The 19,661-nt window shown below is 70.7% G+C and carries 20 protein-coding genes and 2 tRNA genes; 11 read left to right on the top strand and 11 right to left on the bottom strand.

Annotation, left to right across the window (positions count from 1 at the left end; translation table 11 throughout):
- The first annotated feature begins 50 nt into the window (after positions 1–50).
- From ACWEPX_RS14510 to ACWEPX_RS14490, 5 genes are all read left to right on the top strand, one after another.
- Positions 51–1,523: a helix-turn-helix transcriptional regulator gene (locus ACWEPX_RS14510; RefSeq protein ID WP_451897623.1), complete on the top strand. Its 1,473-nt coding sequence runs from the start codon at positions 51–53 to the stop codon at positions 1,521–1,523.
- Positions 1,524–2,074: 551 nt separating this feature from the next.
- Positions 2,075–2,251: a hypothetical protein gene (locus ACWEPX_RS14505; RefSeq protein WP_167165465.1), complete on the top strand. Its 177-nt coding sequence runs from the start codon at positions 2,075–2,077 to the stop codon at positions 2,249–2,251.
- Between the two features lie 77 nt (positions 2,252–2,328).
- The gene (locus ACWEPX_RS14500; RefSeq protein WP_451897802.1) at positions 2,329–3,444 is read left to right on the top strand and encodes a replication-relaxation family protein; all 1,116 of its coding nucleotides are present in this window, start codon (positions 2,329–2,331) and stop codon (positions 3,442–3,444) included.
- Between the two features lie 605 nt (positions 3,445–4,049).
- The gene (locus ACWEPX_RS14495; RefSeq protein ID WP_451897622.1) at positions 4,050–4,340 is read left to right on the top strand and encodes a hypothetical protein; all 291 of its coding nucleotides are present in this window, start codon (positions 4,050–4,052) and stop codon (positions 4,338–4,340) included.
- Between the two features lie 104 nt (positions 4,341–4,444).
- Complete coding sequence (locus ACWEPX_RS14490) at positions 4,445–6,076, top strand: recombinase family protein (protein WP_451897801.1); 1,632 nt, start codon at positions 4,445–4,447, stop codon at positions 6,074–6,076.
- Here the strand turns inward: ACWEPX_RS14490 and ACWEPX_RS14485 are convergent.
- Positions 6,036–6,109: transfer RNA gene (locus tag ACWEPX_RS14485), tRNA-Ile, on the bottom strand. The two genes, ACWEPX_RS14490 and ACWEPX_RS14485, sit on opposite strands and share 41 nt — an antisense overlap.
- A 90-nt stretch (positions 6,110–6,199) precedes the next feature.
- Positions 6,200–6,272: transfer RNA gene (locus ACWEPX_RS14480), tRNA-Asn, on the bottom strand.
- Between the two features lie 154 nt (positions 6,273–6,426).
- On the opposite strand from ACWEPX_RS14480, the gene ACWEPX_RS14475 reads away from it, so the two are divergent.
- Positions 6,427–6,597 (top strand): hypothetical protein, encoded by a 171-nt coding sequence (locus ACWEPX_RS14475; protein WP_451897808.1) that lies wholly within the window; start codon positions 6,427–6,429, stop codon positions 6,595–6,597.
- Here ACWEPX_RS14475 and ACWEPX_RS14470 read toward each other — a convergent pair.
- Genes ACWEPX_RS14470 through dnaG form a run of 3 tightly spaced genes read right to left on the bottom strand, consistent with a single transcriptional unit; the run spans position 6,594 to position 9,818 of the window.
- Positions 6,594–7,346 (bottom strand): trans-aconitate 2-methyltransferase, encoded by a 753-nt coding sequence (locus ACWEPX_RS14470; protein WP_451897621.1) that lies wholly within the window; start codon positions 7,344–7,346, stop codon positions 6,594–6,596. The two genes, ACWEPX_RS14475 and ACWEPX_RS14470, sit on opposite strands and share 4 nt — an antisense overlap.
- 40 nt (positions 7,347–7,386) lie before the next feature.
- Positions 7,387–7,914, bottom strand: a complete 528-nt coding sequence (locus tag ACWEPX_RS14465) for a hypothetical protein (RefSeq protein WP_451897620.1) — start codon at positions 7,912–7,914, stop codon at positions 7,387–7,389.
- On the bottom strand, positions 7,911–9,818 hold the full coding sequence (gene dnaG / locus ACWEPX_RS14460; protein ID WP_451897619.1) for a DNA primase: 1,908 nt from the start codon (positions 9,816–9,818) through the stop codon (positions 7,911–7,913). The genes ACWEPX_RS14465 and dnaG overlap by 4 nt, the downstream gene beginning before the upstream one ends.
- 38 nt (positions 9,819–9,856) lie before the next feature.
- Here dnaG and ACWEPX_RS14455 point away from each other — a divergent pair, with 38 nt between their 5' ends.
- The gene (locus tag ACWEPX_RS14455; RefSeq protein WP_451897618.1) at positions 9,857–10,798 is read left to right on the top strand and encodes a sigma-70 family RNA polymerase sigma factor; all 942 of its coding nucleotides are present in this window, start codon (positions 9,857–9,859) and stop codon (positions 10,796–10,798) included.
- Between the two features lie 308 nt (positions 10,799–11,106).
- On the opposite strand, the gene ACWEPX_RS14450 is transcribed toward ACWEPX_RS14455, so the two are convergent.
- The 4 genes from ACWEPX_RS14450 to ACWEPX_RS14435 form a co-directional block, all read right to left on the bottom strand.
- Positions 11,107–11,673 carry a carboxymuconolactone decarboxylase family protein gene (locus ACWEPX_RS14450; protein ID WP_451897617.1) on the bottom strand — a complete coding sequence of 189 codons (567 nt, stop codon included), beginning with the start codon at positions 11,671–11,673 and terminating at the stop codon, positions 11,107–11,109.
- 72 nt (positions 11,674–11,745) lie between these two features.
- Positions 11,746–12,828, bottom strand: a complete 1,083-nt coding sequence (locus ACWEPX_RS14445) for a serpin family protein (RefSeq protein WP_451897616.1) — start codon at positions 12,826–12,828, stop codon at positions 11,746–11,748.
- A 70-nt stretch (positions 12,829–12,898) separates the two neighbouring features.
- A complete protein-coding gene (locus ACWEPX_RS14440; RefSeq protein WP_451897615.1) occupies positions 12,899–14,161 on the bottom strand; it encodes a deoxyguanosinetriphosphate triphosphohydrolase in 1,263 nt (420 codons plus the stop codon).
- Positions 14,162–14,174: 13 nt separating this feature from the next.
- Positions 14,175–14,831: a YdcF family protein gene (locus ACWEPX_RS14435; RefSeq protein WP_451897614.1), complete on the bottom strand. Its 657-nt coding sequence runs from the start codon at positions 14,829–14,831 to the stop codon at positions 14,175–14,177.
- A gap of 161 nt (positions 14,832–14,992) precedes the next feature.
- Here ACWEPX_RS14435 and ACWEPX_RS14430 point away from each other — a divergent pair, with 161 nt between their 5' ends.
- Entirely contained in the window at positions 14,993–15,940 is a 948-nt protein-coding gene (locus tag ACWEPX_RS14430; RefSeq protein ID WP_451897613.1) for a hypothetical protein, read from the top strand.
- Between the two features lie 536 nt (positions 15,941–16,476).
- Here the strand turns inward: ACWEPX_RS14430 and ACWEPX_RS14425 are convergent.
- Both ACWEPX_RS14425 and ACWEPX_RS14420 read right to left on the bottom strand, forming a co-directional pair.
- Positions 16,477–17,862 carry a glycine--tRNA ligase gene (locus ACWEPX_RS14425; RefSeq protein ID WP_451897612.1) on the bottom strand — a complete coding sequence of 462 codons (1,386 nt, stop codon included), beginning with the start codon at positions 17,860–17,862 and terminating at the stop codon, positions 16,477–16,479.
- A 151-nt stretch (positions 17,863–18,013) separates the two neighbouring features.
- On the bottom strand, positions 18,014–18,379 hold the full coding sequence (locus tag ACWEPX_RS14420) for an antibiotic biosynthesis monooxygenase (protein ID WP_451897611.1): 366 nt from the start codon (positions 18,377–18,379) through the stop codon (positions 18,014–18,016).
- Between the two features lie 59 nt (positions 18,380–18,438).
- Between ACWEPX_RS14420 and ACWEPX_RS14415 the strand changes: the two genes are divergently transcribed.
- The 3 genes from ACWEPX_RS14415 to ACWEPX_RS14405 all read left to right on the top strand — a co-directional run bounded on the left by ACWEPX_RS14415 (position 18,439) and on the right by ACWEPX_RS14405 (position 19,601).
- A complete protein-coding gene (locus tag ACWEPX_RS14415) occupies positions 18,439–18,711 on the top strand; it encodes a DUF6703 family protein (RefSeq protein WP_451897610.1) in 273 nt (90 codons plus the stop codon).
- A gap of 105 nt (positions 18,712–18,816) precedes the next feature.
- Entirely contained in the window at positions 18,817–19,191 is a 375-nt protein-coding gene (locus tag ACWEPX_RS14410) for an ArsR/SmtB family transcription factor (protein WP_451897609.1), read from the top strand.
- Entirely contained in the window at positions 19,188–19,601 is a 414-nt protein-coding gene (locus ACWEPX_RS14405; RefSeq protein ID WP_451897608.1) for a Fur family transcriptional regulator, read from the top strand. Before ACWEPX_RS14410 ends, ACWEPX_RS14405 begins: the two co-directional genes overlap by 4 nt.
- Positions 19,602–19,661: the final 60 nt, after the last annotated feature.

Genomic DNA, 19,661 nt, shown 5'->3' with positions numbered 1-19,661 from the left:
TGGGGGGACATTCCTGATCTGCGGGTGTAGCACGCCCTACCGTTGATCCTGTGTCACCCGATGAGCCCCGCGTACCGAACACCGTGCTGATCGCCCTGCGCGAGCGGGGCGGGCTGTCCCAGCAGGACCTGGCTGACGAGTTGACGAACCTCGCCACCCGGTACGGCAAGCACCCGCAGATCACGCGCAAGACCATCGGCCGATGGGAACGCGGCGAAGTCGTGTGGCCACAGCCCTTCTATCGCCGACTGCTCGCCGAGTTCTTCGGTTGCGCGGGCGACGAACTCGGTTTCCGCAGGCCGCGCTCTGGCCGACCCGAGCAGGACCAGACCGAGCCTCTTCCCGCGCCGCTCACGTTCGCCACCGCGCCCGCGACCGCCGAGCCGCATGTCGAGCGCGACCAGGAAGAGTGGCGCCAGGTCCGGTCGGCCTTGGGCAGGCACCGCCGCGATCTCGCGGTGCTCGCCGAGGCGCTGTACCGCGACCACCGGGTGCCAGGACTGAAGAACACAGGCGTCATCAGCGCGCCCAACTGGATACCTGCCGAGCCCGTCCCGTTGCACGAGATCGCGCTGACGCTGGACTCTGTGGTCGCCGAGCCCACGATCACCGGAGAAGAACCCGAGAGCGCCTTGGTTCGTCCGCTGGCCACCATCGACGCCCGGTACCGCAGCTACCACGACGCCATCCGCGACCTCGCCGCACCACGCTTGTTCGAGAACCGGCTGTGCTTCCGCCTGCTCGGACTCGACTGGACGCAGCCGGGCATGCACTTCGGGCAGATGTGTTTCTTCGACGCGGTCGACACCAACGAGGCGCTTGCCCACGAATTCGCCGCACACCACCTCGCCATCGACGGCGACCGGGAAACTGTCATGCCGCGTGCCTCCATGCGGCGGCTGACATTCCGCAAGCTGATCGCAGACCCGTTCGACCTCGGCCGCCGACCGCTCATGGGAGCGATCGGCACCCTGACCATCAGGGGCGGCGACAGTCCCAGCGTCGTCCTTCACCAGCGTGACTCCGCCCGCGTCTCAGGCGGTGGCGGGATGGCACACCTGCTGCCCGCGGGCATCTTCCAGCCCTCCTCCGTCATCCCCGCCGCCGTCGCGGCCGACTTCTCGATCTGGCGCAACATCCAGCGCGAGTACGCCGAAGAACTGCTGGGCCATGACGAGTACGACGGCTCCGGTAAGCCGATCCGATACGACAAACTGGAACCGTTCACCACGATGGACGAGGCACTGCGCGACGGTCACATCCGCCTGTTCTGCCTCGGCGTCACTCTCGACGCGCTCACGCTTGCCGGCGACATCCTCACCGTCGCGGTCATCGCCCCGGACACCTACGACGCGCTGTTCGCCAGCGCCGTTGAGACCAACTCGGAGGGCTCCATGCCCGCGCGAGCCTTTCCCTTCGAGGAGAACACCCTGACGTGGCTCCGCGAGTCCAAGCGCCTCTCTCCCGGCGCATCGGCGGCGTTGCACCTTGCCTGGAGCAATCGCAAGGTCCTGCTCGACTGAACGGTTAGTGGGCCAGTCGGTCAGCCACCGTTCGGCCAGTGAGCAGGCCACCTATGACTGGCCTGTCGACTGACCGGGCACGGTGCGCTGTTCGCGCAGGTCAGTTGCCCTGTGAGCGGGTCGAGCGGGCCGCCCGACAATCTGGAGATCCAACCGTAGACATCCGGGGCGCGTCATGAGCGCGATGGCCGCGCACGGCGTTCCGGTGCTCGTTGCGGCCCGCGCGGCGGTGGGCGGACTTGAGAAGTAACGGCCTGGTCTCAGCAGACCGTAGTGGTGTCCAAAATCGGCCCAAAAATCGGCCTTCAGTAGTGCAGGGGTTTCCTGGCACACTGGAAGGGACGGTCGATCTTGGTCACCACCCGCCGAAAGCGGCGAGATCACCGATCGCAACGCGCCGGTCACGGCGAGATCACTCCATGGTCACAATCCACCGGTTTTGGTCACGCTTGGGTCACGGGCCAGGATTTTGGGGCCGAAATCCGGAGTTCAGGGGTGCCGGGGATCTCTCGGCTGCTCCGGCCGGAAGGTGGTGGTGATCATGGTGGACGGTGCTGACCGTGCTGGTGGCCGTGGCGTGGTGGGTGCGGATGGGTTGGCGTCTCGTTCCGCGTCTGGGTCAGCGCGGCCTCGGCGTTCTGAATCCGCCGACCAAAACGCCGAGGCCACTGGTACTCAACCCGCTGGTCAGCGGTGGTATCGGCGGGAGCGGACGGATGGCCGACTGAGGAGTGATCCTCACCCATCCGCCCATCGGGGGCGCGCGGGGCGCGGCGGCCGGCGGCCCGGGGAACCCGACGCGGGCCTGTGGTTCCGTCTTGTCGATCGGGATCGACGCCTGCTGGCACTGCTGGCCGAGCACAAGGTGCTGACCACGAACCAGATCGCCGCGATCGAGTTCCTGTCGGTGCGGCGCGCGCAGGACCGGCTGCGGCACCTGCGGGAGCTCGGCGTGGTGTTCGCGTTCCGCGAGTCCTATCTGCGTGGCGGGACGAGCCAGACCCGCTATGCGCTGGGCTACCTCGGCGCGCGGCTGATCGCGGCGCAGCGCGCGGAGAAACCGCCCGCGCCGAAGGCGTACACCGAGAGCCTGGAACGACTCGCGCTGTGGCCGAAGCTCGATCACCAGCTCGGCGTGAACGACTTCTTCTGTGCCCTGGCCGCCCACCGCAACCCCGCCCGGCTGCGCGAGACGGGCCGCGAGGGTGAGGTGAGCGGCCTGACGCAATGGTGGTCGGAGAAGCGCTGCACCGAGTTCTTCTGGAAGTACCTGGGCGGTGGCCGGGAGACCCGGCTGCGCCCGGACGGGTATGGCTGCTGGGAAGAGTCGGGACGTGTGGTGCGGTTCTTCCTCGAACACGACACCGGCACCGAGTCCCTGGCGAAGGTCACGGCCAAGCTCGACGACTACGGCGCCTTCCCGACCGACGCCTTCGGCGTCCTGCTGTTCTCGGTGCACTCCGTCCGACGGGAGATCGCCCTGCGCACGGCGCTGCGCCGCGCCCTCGCTGGGAACGATCCTGGGTTCGTGATCGCCACCGCGGCCCGTGGCCACGGCCACGCCGACGACTCGGCGGGGCCGATCTGGGGTCTGTGGACGCCGCACAGCGGTGACAGCGTGCTGCGCCGTTACCGGTTGGCCGAACTGCCCCAACGTGGCCCCTCCGTCGAACACAGCGCCTCGAACACCGACCAGCCGCTCAACGAGGCCGCGTTCGACCGCATGGACCCGCAAATGTCGCGCCGCATCAACACAGCCCGGCCCGAACCGGCCGACCCGGTCGGCTATGTGGACGACGATGACGACCTCGATGACGTGGCACTCTACGACGACGCGGACGATGACGACGTGTACCGCGCGCCGGTAGCCCCGGCGCGGACGGACGCGCTGCGGCTCCGGCGGACGCGATGGGCCGCCTGAATCCCTCTGCCCGCAAGGGTTCCCACACGCTTTCGCCTGCCTTGAGGAGGAGGTGACCGACGATGACGTGACCCCGTGCGAACGACACGGACGACGGCCGCGCTGGCCCGCGTGGCTTCGGCCCGTCGTCTCTTGCGCAGCACGGAAATCTGAACCCGTTGTACGTCGAGCTGCCCACCGTGGTCCCGCATCTGGCGAGACCGCACCGAGACGCCGAGACAGGTCGAGACGGGACACCGAGAGCGACGAGACACGAAGTCTCGCGCCCTGTCTCGCGGTCTCGACAGAAGTCTCGGCGAATGTCTCGGGTGGACAGTGGGAAGGGTTCAGTCGACCGGTGATCGCTGGCCCCGACGGGTGCTACGGCAGTCGGGGAGTCGAAGCGGCACAATGGTTGAAGCAGTTCAGACCGAGCTGGCTCTTGAATCGCGCGTAGCGGCGCGGCCATCACTCCCATCACGAACCCTCCTGTGTGGAGGCTTCCGGGGTGCTGGTGACCAGAGGGCCGGCGGGTCCTGCTGATCGACGGTTGCCCAGTGAACCGCTGACAGCCGCTCGCGACCTCCCGCCCCAGACAGCGGGCTCGCGGGCACCCGAGGTGCACCATGCCCCAGCGCACACCCGACCACCCCGAACACGACCGACAGCAGGACAACGGCGGCGATGACGCCACCGTGCTCCCGTTCCGCACCACACGGTCAGCCACGCAGGACACCTGGCGTGTGGAGCGGATCGACACCGAACCGATGACCACCGAACAGTACGACCTCGCCATCACCACCCTGGCCACGCTCATTACCCAGTGGCGCAACAACCAGGAAAACGCAAAGGAGGACCAGGAAAAGCCGCATAGTCCACGGCATTCGGCTTCCCTTTCCACGCCCGGCGAGGAATAATGGAACCACAACGGACACCGCCTGTGAGCTGTGGTTTTAAGTCCGCACTAGTAGTGATCTAGTAGCCGCGCAGTGCGGAAATGTCGAACTGAGGGAGTCTTATAATGGCGCGATCCACGACCGCGCAGCGTGTTAAGAAAGCCGCGATGATCACACTCGGCGACGATGTGCGGGTGGGGATCTACGTGCGGCGCTCCACCGACGACGAGCACCAGCCCTACTCCATCGAAGCCCAGGACACGCGCCTGGAAAGCTACATCGGTTCCCAGCCCGGCTGGCGGCTCGTGGCACGGTTCCCCGACGACGCCTCCGGCGCCACCACGGAACGCGACGGGCTGCAACGCGCGCTCGCCGCCGGCCGTGCCGGATTGATCGACGTGCTGCTCGTCTACCGGGTCGACCGGTTCTCCCGCAACCTGCGGGACATGGTCATGCTGCTCGACGAACTCGACCAAGCCGGGGTCGTGTTCCGCAGTGCCACCGAGCCGTTCGACACCTCCACCCCGATGGGCCGGATGCTGGTGCAGATGCTGGGCATGTTCGCCCAGTTCGAGCGCGACACCATCATCGACCGCGTCATCGCCGGAATGGAACGCAAGCACGCCAAGGGAAAGTGGAAGGGCGGCAAACGCCCCTTCGGCTACCAGGTCGACAAGACCACCCACACCCTCATCGTCGACGAGCACGAAGCCGTGATCGTCAGGCTGATCTTCGACCTCTACACCAAAGACCGGCTCGGCTCCCGCGTCATCGCCAAAGTGCTCAACGAACGAGGCCACCGCACCAGCTCCGGCGGCAAGTGGTCCGGCTACCAAGTCATCCGCGCCCTCAACAACCGCGTCTACCTCGGTGAACTGACCTTCCGGGAGACCACCGTGACCGACACCCACGCACCCATCATCGACCTCACCCGATGGGAACAGGCCCAAGCCATCCTCGACGCACGCGGCGAGTCCCACGCTCACCGCGCCGCGTCCGGCTCCGACTACGTGCTCACCGGCCGCCTGCGCTGCCCCAAGTGCGGCAAGGCCATGATCGGCACCCGCGCCACCGGCAGGAACAAAACCTACCGCTACTACACCTGCTGGAACCTCGCCCGCTACGACGCCAGCAAGTGCGACTTCAAGCGCCTGAACGCCGACGCCGTCGATGCGGCCGTCCTGGACGCCCTGGCCGGCTTCTACCGCACCCGGCACGACCTCATCGCCGACGCCATCGCCATCGAACAGCAGCAGCACCAGGCGGCACACGCAGACCGGCACGCCGAACTCGCCGCCGTCGACAACGAACTGACCAAGACCGGCCAAGCCATCGACCGCTACCTGACCGCGTTCGAGCGCGGCACGATGGACGAAGAACTCGTTGCCGACCGGCTCACCGAACTGCGCGCCAAGACCAAGCAGCTCCGCGTCCGCCAAGACGAACTCACCCTCGCGCTCGACGACGAACCGGCGGTGCCGGAGCCCGCTACCCTGGTGGCGGTGGCCGATCACATCGCCGAGATCATCACCAGCGGCAGCCACAACCAGGTCAAGGCACTCGTCGAAGCCCTAGTCGCCAAGGTGACCGTCACCGGCCCCGACCGGCTCGTCCCGGTCTTCCGCATCCCCCAACCCCGCAACAACGACGGGGCCACACCCGCCCAACCAGCGGAAACAGCCCCGAACGGAGTGGTTCGCACAATGACTAAATCGGTGGGGCGGGTGGGGCTCGAACCCACGGCCAAGGGATTATGAGTCCCCTGCTCTGACCAACTGAGCTACCGCCCCGTTCCTGGGTGATCCTACCCGGACGGGCGGGCGAGCTTGATCAACAGCCAGGTAAGAAAAGAGCCCAGGTCGATCGGACCTGGGCTGATGCTCCTCCAGCTGGACTCGAACCAGCAACCCTTCGATTAACAGTCGAATGCTCTGCCAATTGAGCTATGGAGGAAGGGCTCCGTCGGGCGGGCCCGACGGGAGGTAACTCTAGCGCATGCGTCGCGGGGGTTTCGCGGGGGTACCTTCCCCGCGGCACGCCCGGCGGACGAGCCGGGTGGGAGGATGGGGCCAAGTGGTGGCCGAGGACCGGGAGGCGAGCGGCTGTGGTGGGGTTCTTGCTCGGGGCGGCGGTCGGGTACGTCCTCGGCGCCAAGGCGGGGCGTGGGCGGTACGACCAGCTGGTGCGCACGTACCGGCGGCTCAGCGACAACCCCCTGGTGCAGGGTGCGGCCGGGATCGCGCGGGCCAAGCTGGGGTTCGACAAGCGGCGGGTCTAGGGCGTCCGCGCGACGACGAACACCCGGCGGAACGGGAACCACGTGGTGCCGTCCGGGCGGGGTGGGTACTCGGCGCGCAGCAGCGGGGCGAGGGTGGCGCGGAAGCGGTCCCACTCGGCGTCGTCGAGGGCGGCGCGGATGGGGCGCAGGGCGGTGCCGGTGATCCAGTCCAGGACCGGGTCCTCGCCTTCCAGGCGGTGCAGGTAGGTCGTCTCCCAGGCGTCGACCTCGCAGTCGGGGAACAGGTCTGCGTATCCCTCCGGGGTGAGGACGGAGTCCTCGTCGCGCAGGGGGCCGACGCGGTCGCGCCAGATGGGGTCGGCGGCGAGTTCGCGGGGCAGGACGTGCGACGGGGCGGCGAAGTTGCCCGGGACCTGCACCGCCAGCCAGGACCGCGACGGCAGCGCGGCCGCCCAGGCCTTCAGCAGCTCGCCGTGGTCGGGCACCCACTGCAGGGCCGCGTTGCTGATCACCACGTCGGTGTCGGCCGAGGGCGTCCAGGTCCGCAGGTCGCCCTCGCGCACGTTGACGCCGCGGGACTTGGCGGCCGCGACCATCTCCGGCGAGGAGTCGATCCCGGTGATGCGCGCGCCCGGCCAGCGGTGCGACAGGGTCGCGGTGAGGGTGCCCGGTCCGCAGCCCAGGTCCACGACCGACCGCGGGTGCACGGCGGCGACGCGCGCCACCAGGTCGTAGAACGGGCGACCGCGCTGGTCACCGAACGCGAGGTAGTCGGCGGGGTTCCACATGGCGCCTCCTGATCGAAAACCGTACGTACGGTTTACCAGATCAGTCGGCCTCGCGGGCAGCCTCGATCTTGGCGGCGACCTCCGCGGCCACTGCGCGGACCGCCTCCTCGTCGGCTCCGACATCCGGCCGAACCTGCAGGACAACCCCGTCCTGACCAGGTACTTTGCGTTGGATGAACCACGCTCCGCCGCCCGGCAGCTCCTGGCGGTGGCGCGACCTGATTGATCCCGTCACCCGTTGGTGGACAGCCTGCGGCAGCTTGCCCGGCCGCTCGACGGCGATCCGGCGCGCGGCCAGGTCGCGCAGCAGGACGGCGCTGCCCGCCGTACCCGCCTCCTCGGCTTCGGTGATGGTGAACACACCGGAGGCCCACGCCGCCTTCGACACCAGGTGCCAGCCGATGCGCCGGGCGTCGTCGCCCTCGGGCACCCACAGGCCCAGCGAGGTCGCCACGAGGTGGCCGCCGCCGCGGACCGGCGCCGCGGCCGCCACGGACTCCTCGCGGTCGAGCTTGCCCGGGAAGCCCGCGGGCAGGCCGCCGCCGAAGATCCGGGAGAAGAAGCTCACTCGAACTCACCCGCCGCCTGCTTGCCCAACGCCTTGTACCACTCCTCCATCGCCACGATGTCGCCCCACAGCGCCCGCGCCTCCTCCGGCTCGTCGACCGGGGACACCCGCTGCAACCGCGACTTCAGGTCGGCGATCTGCCGGGCGACCAGCTCGCGCTGCACGGCGGCCAGGATCGCCGCGGCGTAGCGCTCGGCGGCGGCGTTCTTGTTCGGCAGCGGCATCGGCTCGACGGCCAGCTCGCTGGCCAGCGTGCGCAGCACCTGGGTCCGGCAGTTCTTGCTGACCGCTTCCAGCAGGTCGGCCCCCGCCAGGCCGCAGGACGCGCCGCCCGCGTCGAGGATGGCGCGGTGCAGGGCGTCGTAGGCGGGGTGGGTGAAGACCTCGGCGGGCAGCGCGTCGTACATCGGCCCGGCGAGGGCGGGCTCCTGCAGGGCAAGCTTGATCACTTCCCGCTGGGCGCGCAGCCGGTGGTCGCGCGGGTCCGGCCGGGTCGGCCCGTCGACGTCGACGGCGAGCGCGCCCTGGTTCGGGTCGACCGGCTTGGCCTTCTTCGGCGGGGTCGCGGGCGCGCCTGCGGTCTCCCGGACCCGGCGCACGACGGTGGCCATGTCGTCCCAGCCGACCCAGCCCGCGAGCTGGCGGGCGTAGTCGTCGCGCAGGGAGTGGTCCTTGATGCCCGCGACCATCGGCACCGTGCGGCGCAGCGCCTCGACGCGCCCCTCTGCGGTGTCGAGGTCGTGCTCGGCCAGCTCGGCGCGGATGGCGAAGGCGAACAGCGGCTGCCTGCGGGCGACCAGGTCGCGCACGGCGACCTCGCCCTTGTGCTGGCGCAGCTCGCAGGGGTCCATGCCGTCGGGGGCGATGGCGATGAAGGTCTTGGCGGCGAACTGCTGGTCGCCCTCGTCGAACGCCTTGCGGGCGGCCTTCTGGCCTGCCTCGTCGCCGTCGAAGGTGAAGATGACCTCGCCGCGGAAGGCGTCGTCGTCCATCAGCAGCCTGCGCAGCACGCCGATGTGGTCCTTGCCGAAGGCCGTCCCGCAGGAGGCGACCGCGGTGGGGACGTCGGCGGCGTGCATGGCCATGACGTCGGTGTACCCCTCGACGACGACGACCTGGTGGCGCTTGGCGATCTCGCGTTTGGCCAGGTCGAGGCCGAAGAGCACGTGCGACTTCTTGTAGATCGCGGTCTCGTTGGTGTTGAGGTACTTGGCCTGGATCTGGTCGTCGTCGTAGAGCCTGCGGGCGCCGAAGCCGACGACGTCGCCGCTGATGTCCTTGATCGGCCACAGCAGCCTGCGGTGGAACCGGTCGATCGGCCCCTGCCTGCCCTCCCGGGAGAGCCCGGCCTTGATCAGCTCGGCGACCTCGAACCCGCGGCCGAGCAGGTGCTTGGTGAGCCGGTCCCAGCCCGCGGGGGCGTAGCCGCAGCCGAACCGGGTCCAGATCGCCTCGTCGAAGCCGCGCTCGGCGAGGAACTCCCGGCCCTTGACCGCCTCGGGGGTGCGCAGCTGCTCGGCGTAGAACTCGGCGGCGGCCTTGTGCGCGTCGACCAGCCGGGCCCGGGTGCCGCGGTCGCGCTGGACGCTGGTGCCGCCGCCCTCGTAGGTCAGCTGCACCCCGCACCGCTCGGCCAGCCGCTCGACCGCCTCGACGAAGGACAGGTGGTCGATCTTCATGATGAAGGCGATGACGTCGCCGCCCTCGCCGCAGCCGAAGCAGTGGAAGGTGCCGTGGGTGGCCCGGACGTTGAACGACGGGGTCTTCTCGTCGTGGAACGGGCAGAGCCCCTTCAGCGCGCCGCCACCGGCCCTGCGCAACGCGACGTACTCGCCGATGACGTCGTCGATGCGGCTGCGCTCGCGTACGAGCGCGATGTCGCTCTCCCGGATGCGCCCCGCCACAGCCGTCAAGTCTATGCGCGGGGATCACCGGGACTACGATGGGCCTCGTGACCGCTGGGAACGCCGTGCTCGCCGAACGCTTCACCGAGCACCGCGGCCACCTGCTGGGCGTCGCCTACCGGCTGACCGGCACGATCGCCGACGCCGAGGACGCGGTCCAGGACGCCTGGCTGCGGTTGTCCACTGTGGATGATCCAGCGGACATCCGCGACCTGCGCGGCTGGCTGACCACCGTGGTGGGCAGGCTCTGCCTGGACCGGCTGCGCTCGGCCGCCGTCCGCCGCGAGCGCTACGTCGGCCCCTGGCTGCCCGAGCCCGTGGTGACCCCGCTGGAGGGCGCGCCCGGCGAGAACCCGCTGGACGTGGTGGTCCGCGACGACGGCGTGCGCATGGCCGCCCTCGTCGTCCTCGACCGCCTGACCCCCGAGCAGCGCGTCGCCTTCGTCCTGCACGACGCCTTCGGCATCCCGTACGCCGACATCGCCGCGACCCTGGGCTGCTCGGAGCCCACCGCCCGCCAGCACGCCTCCCGCGGCAGGCGCATCGCCGCCGACGCCGAGCCCCCGCCCCGCCAGGCCCTGGCCGAGCAGCAGGACGTCCTCGGCCGCTTCCTGGCCGCCCTGTCCTCCGGCGACGTCGAAGCGGTGGTCGCCCTGCTCCACCCCGACGCCGTCTTCATCGGCGACAGCGACGGCAAGGCCCGCACGGCCCGCCACCGCATCGAGGGCACGGACAAGATCTCCCGCTTCCTCATCGGCCTGCTCCGCCAGTACGGCGTCGACCGCCTCTCGGCCATCCGCCCCGTGCTGGTCAACGGCGACCTGGGCATGTCCATCCCGGACCTCCCCGGCCCCCGCCCCATCGCCCGCCGGGTCACCACCTTCACCATCCACGACGACCGCATCGCAGCCATCTACGACGTGGTCAACCCGGACAAGCTCACCCGAGTCGCCACCTCGCAGCCAGCAAGCGACAGTTAATCGAAGGGTTGCTGGTTCGAGTCACCCAGCACGCCCTCCGACACGCGGCGTGGCGTGCCCCACCCCACGCGCGGCGAGGGCACTCCTCAGTGGCGCGGCAAGTCAGTGGCTCGGCAAGGCTCCGTTGGGGCCTCACCGCCGCAGCAGTCCGCCCGGCAGGCGCTCGCCAACCACAGCCGCTTCCCCGACGTCACGCGGTCACGCCACAGCACTCCGCCGGGGACGCCCTGGTCTCGGCGGCCTGCCCAGCTGTCGCTGGTTGCCGAGACCGGTGGGCGTCCATCCGCGGCTGGCGGTCGTGCCTGCTGCTACGGCGTGGGGATGCGGCACGCTTCGCCGGTGCTGAAGCCCTGGTCGACGATGCCGAGCGCGCTGTTCATGCGGGCGCGCATGTTCTCCAGTCCGATGTGATAGGTCAGCTCGATGACTCCCTTCTCGCCGAAGGTGGCGGTGAGCTCCGCGACCTGGGCGTCGGTGACGGTGATCTGATCCCCGGTCATCGCGTCGGCATAGGCGATGGCCAGGCGTTCCTCGCGCGTGTACGCGGGGTGGTCGGCGTAGGCGTCGATGTGCTTGAGGCGTTCGAGGTCCAGGCCCTCCAGCCGCTGGAGCATGGCGCCGAAGTCGACGCACCACGAGCAGCCCAAGACCTGCGCGACCCGGTAGACCGCCAGCTCCCGGACGTTCGCGGGCAGCGCCTTGGACGCCTTCTCCACGGCCATCTCGTGCTTGCCCGCGGCCATCATCACCTTGGGGTGGTGGGCCGTCACCGCGAACGGCTCGGGGACCGCGCCGAAGCGGCGGCGGGCGAACCAGTACACGGCGCGCACGAGCGGGCCTGCGTCCTTCTTCGAGACCGCGGGAATGCGGGGCATCGCTGACCTCCCAGGTGTCGGTGGCTTGCACCAGGAGGACGAGAGGCCCTGCGGACCCGTGACAGCCGCGGGTCAGGACGGGTCGGTGACCCTCGCCACGAAATACACCACCCCCGTCTCCCGGTGTCGCACGACGAACAGGAACGGGCGGTCGGCGGTGACCACGACCGGCTCCGGCGGCAGCGACATCAGCCGCAGCATCACCGCCGTCGCGGCGGCCCCCTCGAACCCCTGCTCGTCGACCTTGAGCACGGACTCGTGGATGACCGCTTGGACCGCCAGCCAGTCCGGGCTGATGCCGCCGAGGTCGGCCTCGCGGGTGAAGACCGTGTGCACCCCCAGCGACGTCAGCGCCTCGGTCAGCTCGGCCTGGGTCCGCACCTTCAGCCGGGGCAGGAACAGCTGGACCTGGGTGGGGTCCGGCGCGTCCAGCAGCGCGCCGAGGGACGGCCCGGTCAGGGCCGCCTCGGCGTCGGCGAGGTCGCCGTCGGGGAGCAGGACGACGGCTTCGAGCCCGCCCTTGCCCGCCAGCGACACGACCTGCCAGCCGTCCCGGGCGGCGTAGCCCACCCGTTCGTTCAACACCATCATCGGCACGTCGACCGGGCCGCCCGCGGTGGCGAACGGGCGGGGCTCGGTGCCGCCTTCGCTGAAGGGGTGCCGCCAGGGGCTCTTCAGGTACAGCGCGTTGACCAGGGCGGACACCGTGTCGCTGCGGATCGTGCCCGGCGGCAGCAGCGCCGGGATCAGCTGCCGGGTCGTCTCGGCGACGTCGTCGTTGATGATGCCGCGGGCCTTCTCCGGCTCCGAGCGGAACGGGGCGTTGCGCACCGCGCCGTCGGACCACCCCGCCAGCAGCTCGGCGAAGGACCGGTGGATGGTGATGCTGTCGTCGGCCCACAGCGTGTTGGACACCGCCAGCACCGGGGCCTCTTCGTCGTCCCGGTCCGGTGGGGCGAGCGCGGAGGCCGCCGCGACGGCCGCGGTCAGCTCGTCGAGGTCGCCGAGCACGGCGGTCAGCTCGTCCCGGCTGGGGCCGCGCGCGCCGAGGGCGAGCAGGCCGAGGGCGCTGGCCACCGAGAACGGCGACCAGCAGACCTGTTCGCCCGGGTCCGGGGCCAGGGCCCGGTGCAGGCTGAGGGTGAAGTCCAGCACGGTGGTTCTCCCGAGGTGTGGGGTGCTCGGGTTCCGAGTCTGCCGGCTGGGTCAGCGGGGGCCGGGGAAGTTATCCACAGGGGTGGGTGCTGTCCACAAGGGCGGAATGCCAGGTGGCGGCTTGGACGTCGGTCAGGGACGCTGTCTGGTCGATCACCACGCGCAGCCGCTCGGCGTCGTCGGCCGCGGCCAGCCAGGCGGGTTGGAACGCGGGTTCGAGGGCTTCGGGCGCGCGGTCGCACAGCGTCGTGACCAGCTCGATCAGCATGGCGCGCTGCCGCTCCTGCTCGGCGAGGCGGTCGGCGTCGCTCAGCACGTAGTGCACGGCCATCGCCTTGAGCAGCGCCACCTCGCACTGCACCTGCTCGGGGATCACCAGGTCGGCCGCGTACCGGGTGAGCGGGCCGTCGCCGTGCGCGCGGCGGGTCGCGGTGACCACCGCCGAGGCGAACCGGCCGACGAGTTCGCTGGTCAGCCGCTTGAGCGCGACCTGGGAACCGAGGGTGCCGTCGTAGTCGAGGTCGGCGAGGACGGGCAGCGCCAGCAGCTCGGTCGCCGCCTCCTCGATGTCGGAGGCGGAGCGGCTGGAGAACTGCTTGGCCGCGAGCGCCGCCAAGACCGCGCGTTCCTGCGGGTCGGCGAGCGCACGCAGGCTGATGCGCCCCGCGCGCACCCCGTCCTCCACGTCGTGCACGGAGTACGCGACGTCATCCGACCAGTCCATGACCTGCGCCTCCATGCACCGGCGCGCTTCGGGGGCGCCGAGCCGCACCCACTCGAAGATCGGCAGGTCATCGGCGTAGGCGCCGAACTTGACGGTGTCGGGGCGGCGCGTCCAGGGGTACTTGGTGGCCGCGTCGAGGGAGGCGCGGGTGAGGTTGAGGCCGTAGCCGAGGACCTTGGGCTCCAGCCGGGTGAGGATGCGCAGGGTCTGGGCGTTGCCCTCGAAGCCCCCGCAGGGCTGGGCGACCTGGTCGAGCGCGCGTTCGCCGTTGTGGCCGAAGGGCGGGTGGCCGATGTCGTGGGCCAGCCCGGCGGTGTCGACGACGTCCGGGTCGCAGCCCAGCTCCTCGGCTATCCCCCGGCCGATCTGGGCGACTTCCAGCGAGTGGGTCAGGCGCGTGCGCGGGATGCCGTGCGCCTCCGAGCCCTCATGCGGGCCGACCACCTGCGTCTTGCCCGCGAGCCTGCGCAGCGCGGCCGAGTGCAGCACGCGCGCGCGGTCGCGGCTGAACGGCGTGCGGACGGCGGGCCAGGCGTCGGGCAGGTCGGCGCTCTTCGGCGGCTCGGCGTGCGCGCGTTCCCGGTCGGCCTCGGTGTAGCCGGAGATCACCGCAGCAGCGTACTCAGCCGACTTCTTGATCGAGCGCTATCTGGTCCGCGCTGGCCTTGGTGGCGCGGTAGTAGAGAAGCGCCGCGGTCTCGCGCAGGATGTACTTCATCTGCGTCTCGCGGGTCTGCACGATGGGGCCGGTGTGCGTGGGCGAGGTCCAGGCGTCGAGCCCGGCGTCGGAGGCCATCGTGCGGGCGCGCAGGGAGTGCCAGGGGTCGCTGACGATGACCGCCGTCGACCAGCCGCGGCGCTTCGCCTCGGCGGCGACGGCTTGCAGCGTGCCCAGGGTGTCGTTGCCCTCGCCGACCTCGATGACCCGGTCGCCGGGCACCCCGCGCTTGATCAGCCAGTTCCGGCCAGCCTGGGCCTCGGTGTACTGGTCGCCCTCGCGCCTGCCGCCGCCGGTCACGACGTACTCGGCGACGCCCTGCTCGTAGAGCGCCTTGGCCTGGCGCAGGCGCGCCTCCAGCACCTTCGACGGCTTGCCCGCGTACTGGGCGGCCCCGAGGACGACCACGACGTCGGCGCGGTCCCGGTCATCGATCCGGGCGACCTGCCACACCCGGAACGCGGTACCGCCGACCAGCAGGACACCCATCAGAACGGTCCCGAGGAGGAGCCTGCGCAGGAATCTGCGTACCGGGTGTGGTGGGGACGACACGCTGCACATCCTTCCAGAGCGGGAGGCGCGCCGGGCGGGGCCGGGGAACTTAGCAGAGGGGAACGACAACGCAGGAGGGTGGAACCAGATCCATCCACAGGGCAACTAACTGTCCACAGACCGTGAAGTTGTCCTGGCGGCCCCCAAGCCGCCCGCGATTGGCTGGAAGCATGACGACGAACCAAGCACTCGTGGACCTGGATCGACTGCCGCACGTCTTCCCGCGCGGCGTGGCGCGTGCGGCCGAACTGGCCGCCCTCGGCTTCTCCGACGCCGAGATCGAACGGTGCTGCGGGCCCTCCGGGCCGTGGCAGCAGCTCGACGACGGGGTGGTGCTGCTGCACCACAGCAAGCCCGCGCGCGAGCACCGACTACAGGCGGCACTGGGCGTGGCGGCGCCCGGTGCCGTCATCACCGGCCGGGAGGCGATGTGGCTGCACGGCCTCCCGGTGTTCCCCCTGGGCGCGATCCACCTGCTGGTGACCGGCAGGGCCGCCGAGCGCAACGACGGGTCGGTCGTGGTGGAGCGGGTGTCGCGGTTGCCGGAGGTGCAGCTGCGCCACCAGTTCCCGGTGACGCCGCTGGTGCGGGCCACTGTGGACGCCTGCCTGCGAATGCGGTCGATCGGCGAGATCAAGCTGCTGCTGGCGGAGGCGATCCAGCGCGGCGGGCTGAGCCTGGGCGACTTCTACCGGGAGTTGCAGCGGGAGCGGCGCAGCGGTGTCGCGGTCGTGCGGGCGGTGCTGGCGGACATGCGGCGGCAGGAGCACTCGCTGCACGAACGGCTGGCGCGGCAGGTCGTCCAGCTCGCTGGCCTACCCGCGCCGACGTGGCGGACACAGTTGTCCACAGGGGACAAGGTGCATCTGGGGACGGTGGATGCGTGGTGGCCGGAGGTCGGTTTGGCTTGGGACGCCGATGTCTACCGCCCGGGGAGTCCCGTGGACGACGACGGCGCGGCGACTCGGCTGTCGCGGTTCCTGGCGGCGGGGGTGATCGCGGCGCACACGGTGCCCGCGCGGCTGCGGGAGCGGACCGAGGCCGTGGCGGCTGAGCTGCGGGCGCTGTACCAACTGGCCTCGACCACGCCTGCGCCGAACGTACGGGCGTATCGGTAGGAGACGGATTCGATTGGGAGGAGGTGGTTCGGCCCACAACTGAAGAGGACTCCGGCGCACGACAACGACATCGACGGCCACCGGGCCGATTCGCCCGCTGGTCCGATCAATCGGGCTGGCTCCCGGGTCAGACTGGCTCGGGTCGAAGCGACACGGATCGGGCTGACTCCGGCCGGGGTGACGGGGGACGACGCGGGTCAGGGCGACCGGGTCGGGCAGCGACCGGTGGGTCGGGCCGCTGAGCAAGCCCGGGGGCCGGGCGTCTGGGCTGGTTCGGGCGTTCTGAGGCCGGGCAGGTGCCGGGCGGCAGGTGTCGAGCGCAGGGCTGTTGGCTTGGGCGGGCCGGGCGGCTCGGCGTTGCGCCAGCCTGGGCTTGGCTTGCGGGTAGCCGCGCTGCCACCGTGGGGCGTGGGTGCCAGCCGGGTCGGGGCGGTGGGTGGTGTTGCCGCGACCCGGCTGGTGGAGGCCCTGTCGATGGAACCCCTGTCCGTGGCCCGCACGTGGTCCGTGGGTGGGCTGCGCTGGGTGGCTGGTGGTTAGCAGCCGACCAGTTGGGCGGCGAGGTAGGACTCCAGGTTGTCCAGGGAGACGCGCTCCTGGGACATGGTGTCGCGCTCGCGGACCGTCACCGCTTGGTCGGTGAGGGTGTCGAAGTCGATCGTGACGCAGAACGGGGTGCCGATTTCGTCCTGCCTGCGGTAGCGCCTGCCGATCGCGCCTGCGTCGTCGAAGTCGATGTTCCAGTGCTTGCGGAGGGCGGCGGCGACGTCGCGGGCCTTCGGGGAGAGGTCGGCGTTGCGGGAGAGCGGGAGGACGGCGACCTTGACCGGGGCCAGCCTGCGGTCCAGGCGCAGGACGATGCGCTTGTCGACGCCGCCCTTGGCGTTGGGGGCCTCGTCCTCGGTGTAGGCCTCGACCAGGAAGGCCATCATCGGGCGGCCGACACCTGCTGCCGGTTCGATGACGAACGGGCGGTAGCGGGAGTTGGTGGCCTGGTCGAAGTACGACAGGTCGACGCCGGAGTGGTTGGAGTGGGTCGTCAGGTCGAAGTCGGTGCGGTTGGCGATGCCCTCCAGCTCACCCCACTCGGAGCCGGAGAAGCCGAAGCGGTACTCGATGTCGACGGTGCGCTTGGAGTAGTGGGACAGCTTCTCCTGCGGGTGCTCGTAGACCCGCAGGTTGTCCTTGTCGATGCCCAGGTCGGTGTACCAGCGCATGCGCTCGTCGATCCAGTACTGGTGCCATTCCTCGTCGGTGCCCGGCTCGACGAAGAACTCCATCTCCATCTGCTCGAACTCGCGCGTGCGGAAGATGAAGTTGCCCGGGGTGATCTCGTTGCGGAACGACTTGCCGATCTGGCCGATGCCGAAGGGCGGCTTGCGGCGCGAGGTCGTCTGCACGTTGAGGAAGTTGATGAAGATGCCCTGCGCGGTCTCCGGCCGCAGGTAGTGCAGGCCCTCCTCGGACTCCACCGGACCGAGGTGGGTCTTGAGCATCATGTTGAACTCGCGCGGCTCGGTGTACTGGCCGCGGACGCCGCAGTTCGGGCAGGGCACGTCGGACAGGTCGTCCTCGGTGACCGCCTTGCCGGTGCGCGTCGAGTGCTCCTCGGCGAGGGTGTCGGCGCGGAAGCGCTTGTGGCAGTTGGTGCACTCCACCAGCGGGTCGTGGAAGGCGCCGACGTGGCCGGAGGCCACCCACACCTGGCGCGGCAGGATCACCGACGAGTCCAGGCCGACGACGTCCTCGCGGCCCTGCACCATGGTCTTCCACCACTGGCGCTTGATGTTGTCCTTCAGCTCCACGCCCAGCGGGCCGTAGTCCCAGGCCGACCGCGTTCCGCCGTAGATCTCCCCGCACGGGTAGACGAAGCCTCGGCGCTTGCAGAGACTGACCACGGTGTCGATCCGGTCGGCTGCCACTGACCCTCCAGCGGGAGAACTACGAGAAGGATGCAAGGGTAGCCATCCGCGGCCCGCCGACCTGACCGGGGGATTCGTCCCCGGCGTCCGCGCGCCCCGACCAGCCCCCGCGTCCACGGTAACGCCTGACCCGCGGGTGGCCGGAACCGGATTACCGGGCCGACGCGGGCCCGCCCGCCTCACCCAGCCGGACCGTGCCCGCGTCGGCGGCCAGCAGGCTGGTGTGCTCGCGGACCCCGTCGCCGTCGGCCTCCAGCACCAACTCGTACGCGGCGGGCTCGGCGCTCTCGGCGCGGGCCAGGAACGGGATGACGTGCGTGCGGACGTCGAAAGGCGACAACGCCCTCCGGTACGCGGCGATGGAGTCGAACTCCACCGTCAGCACCCAGGTGTCGGCCTCGGTGGAGCGCACGAACAGGCCGCGGCGGCAGCCGGGCTGGGCCAGCAGCAGGGCCAAGGCGCGGCGGGCGTCGGCCAGCAGGTCGGCGGCGTCGGTGAACCGGGCGATGAGCAGCACGTGGGACTCCCCGGGGAGGTGATGGGGCTAACCTAGCGGCTCGACCCGAGGAGGAGACCGTGGCCCGAAACCGGACGATGCGCACGCAGCTGCTGCCCGGTCGGGGGCCGCTGGCCAAGGTGCCGCCGCTGGCGGCGTTCCTGCTGGTCATCGGGCTGTTCGCGGCCGGTGTGCTGATCAAGGGCGGGGTCGGGGCGGCGCTGTTGCTGCTGCTCGCGGCCGCCGTCGGCGCGCTGCTCGCCGCGACCTGGGGCGTGCTCACCCCGGCGCAGCGGGGCGGGCGGCTGCTGGTGCTGGCCGTGGTGGTGGCCATCGCCTTCTCCGTGCTCTGACGGCGCGGCGGGCAGACCGGGAATTGTGAAAGACGCATAGAATGGTGAACACGGTAACCATCACACCCGGCGGCCCGGGCTGTCGTCGGGAGGCTAGGGAGGACGATGTCGACCGTGACCCCGGACGCCGCCCCGGACGAGCTGCGCGCCACCGAGCACTCGCCGGACCGGCCTGCGGTGCACCGGGCGGCCCGGCGACCGGCGACCACCCTGGCCGCCGCGGGTGATTTGCTGCGCGCGCTGGCCGCGCCGGTGCGCATCGCCATCGTCCTCGAACTGCGCGAGGCCGACCGCTGCGTGCACGAGCTGGTCGAGGCCCTCGGCGTCGCCCAGCCGCTGATCAGCCAGCACCTGCGGGTGCTCAAGTCCGCAGGCGTGGTGCACGGCGAGCGGCACGGCCGGGAGGTCGTGTACCGGCTGGTCGACGAGCACCTCTCGCACATCGTGGTGGACGCCGTCGCCCACGTGGAGGAGGAGTGACCGACGACCGCTCCGCGGCGACCGTCCCGGGCAAGCGCTCCACCCGCCAGCGCACCGCCGTCGCCCGCCTCCTCGACCAGCTCGACGACTTCCGCTCCGCGCAGGAGCTGCACGAGGAGCTGCGCAAGCGCGGCGAGGGCATCGGCCTGACCACCGTCTACCGCACCTTGCAGTCGCTGGCCGACGCGGGCGAGATCGACGTGCTGCGCACCGACTCCGGCGAGGCCATCTACCGGCGCTGCTCCAGCCACCACCACCATCACCTGGTGTGCCGCACCTGCGGGCACACCGTCGAGGTGGAGGGCCCGGCCGTCGAGCGGTGGGCCGAGCGCGTCGCCGCCGAGAACGGTTTCTCCGATGTCAGCCACACCGTCGAGATCTTCGGCACCTGCGAGCGCTGCGCGGCCTGAGCGGGCGCAGCAGGCCGCGGCCGACCCCACCCGCCGCGCGGGCCGACCTCCCCCACCAGG

It is taken from the genome of Actinokineospora sp. NPDC004072 (assembly GCF_053604195.1).
The sequence above is the reverse complement of the archived record's forward strand: the minus strand, read 5'-3'. Positions and strand labels throughout refer to the sequence as shown.

Excerpts from the sequence above, each read along its gene's own strand:
- ACWEPX_RS14495 (WP_451897622.1), top strand. The coding sequence starts at position 4,050 with ATGCCCCAGCGCACACCCGACCACCCCGAACACGACCGACAGCAGGAC.
- ACWEPX_RS14490 (WP_451897801.1), top strand. The coding sequence starts at position 4,445 with ATGGCGCGATCCACGACCGCGCAGCGTGTTAAGAAAGCCGCGATGATC.
- ACWEPX_RS14470 (WP_451897621.1), bottom strand. The coding sequence starts at position 7,346 with ATGTGGAACCCCGCCGACTACCTCGCGTTCGGTGACCAGCGCGGTCGC.
- ACWEPX_RS14455 (WP_451897618.1), top strand. The coding sequence starts at position 9,857 with ATGGGCCTCGTGACCGCTGGGAACGCCGTGCTCGCCGAACGCTTCACC.
- ACWEPX_RS14450 (WP_451897617.1), bottom strand. The coding sequence starts at position 11,673 with ATGCCCCGCATTCCCGCGGTCTCGAAGAAGGACGCAGGCCCGCTCGTG.
- ACWEPX_RS14435 (WP_451897614.1), bottom strand. The coding sequence starts at position 14,831 with ATGTGCAGCGTGTCGTCCCCACCACACCCGGTACGCAGATTCCTGCGC.
- ACWEPX_RS14430 (WP_451897613.1), top strand. The coding sequence starts at position 14,993 with ATGACGACGAACCAAGCACTCGTGGACCTGGATCGACTGCCGCACGTC.
- ACWEPX_RS14410 (WP_451897609.1), top strand. The coding sequence starts at position 18,817 with ATGTCGACCGTGACCCCGGACGCCGCCCCGGACGAGCTGCGCGCCACC.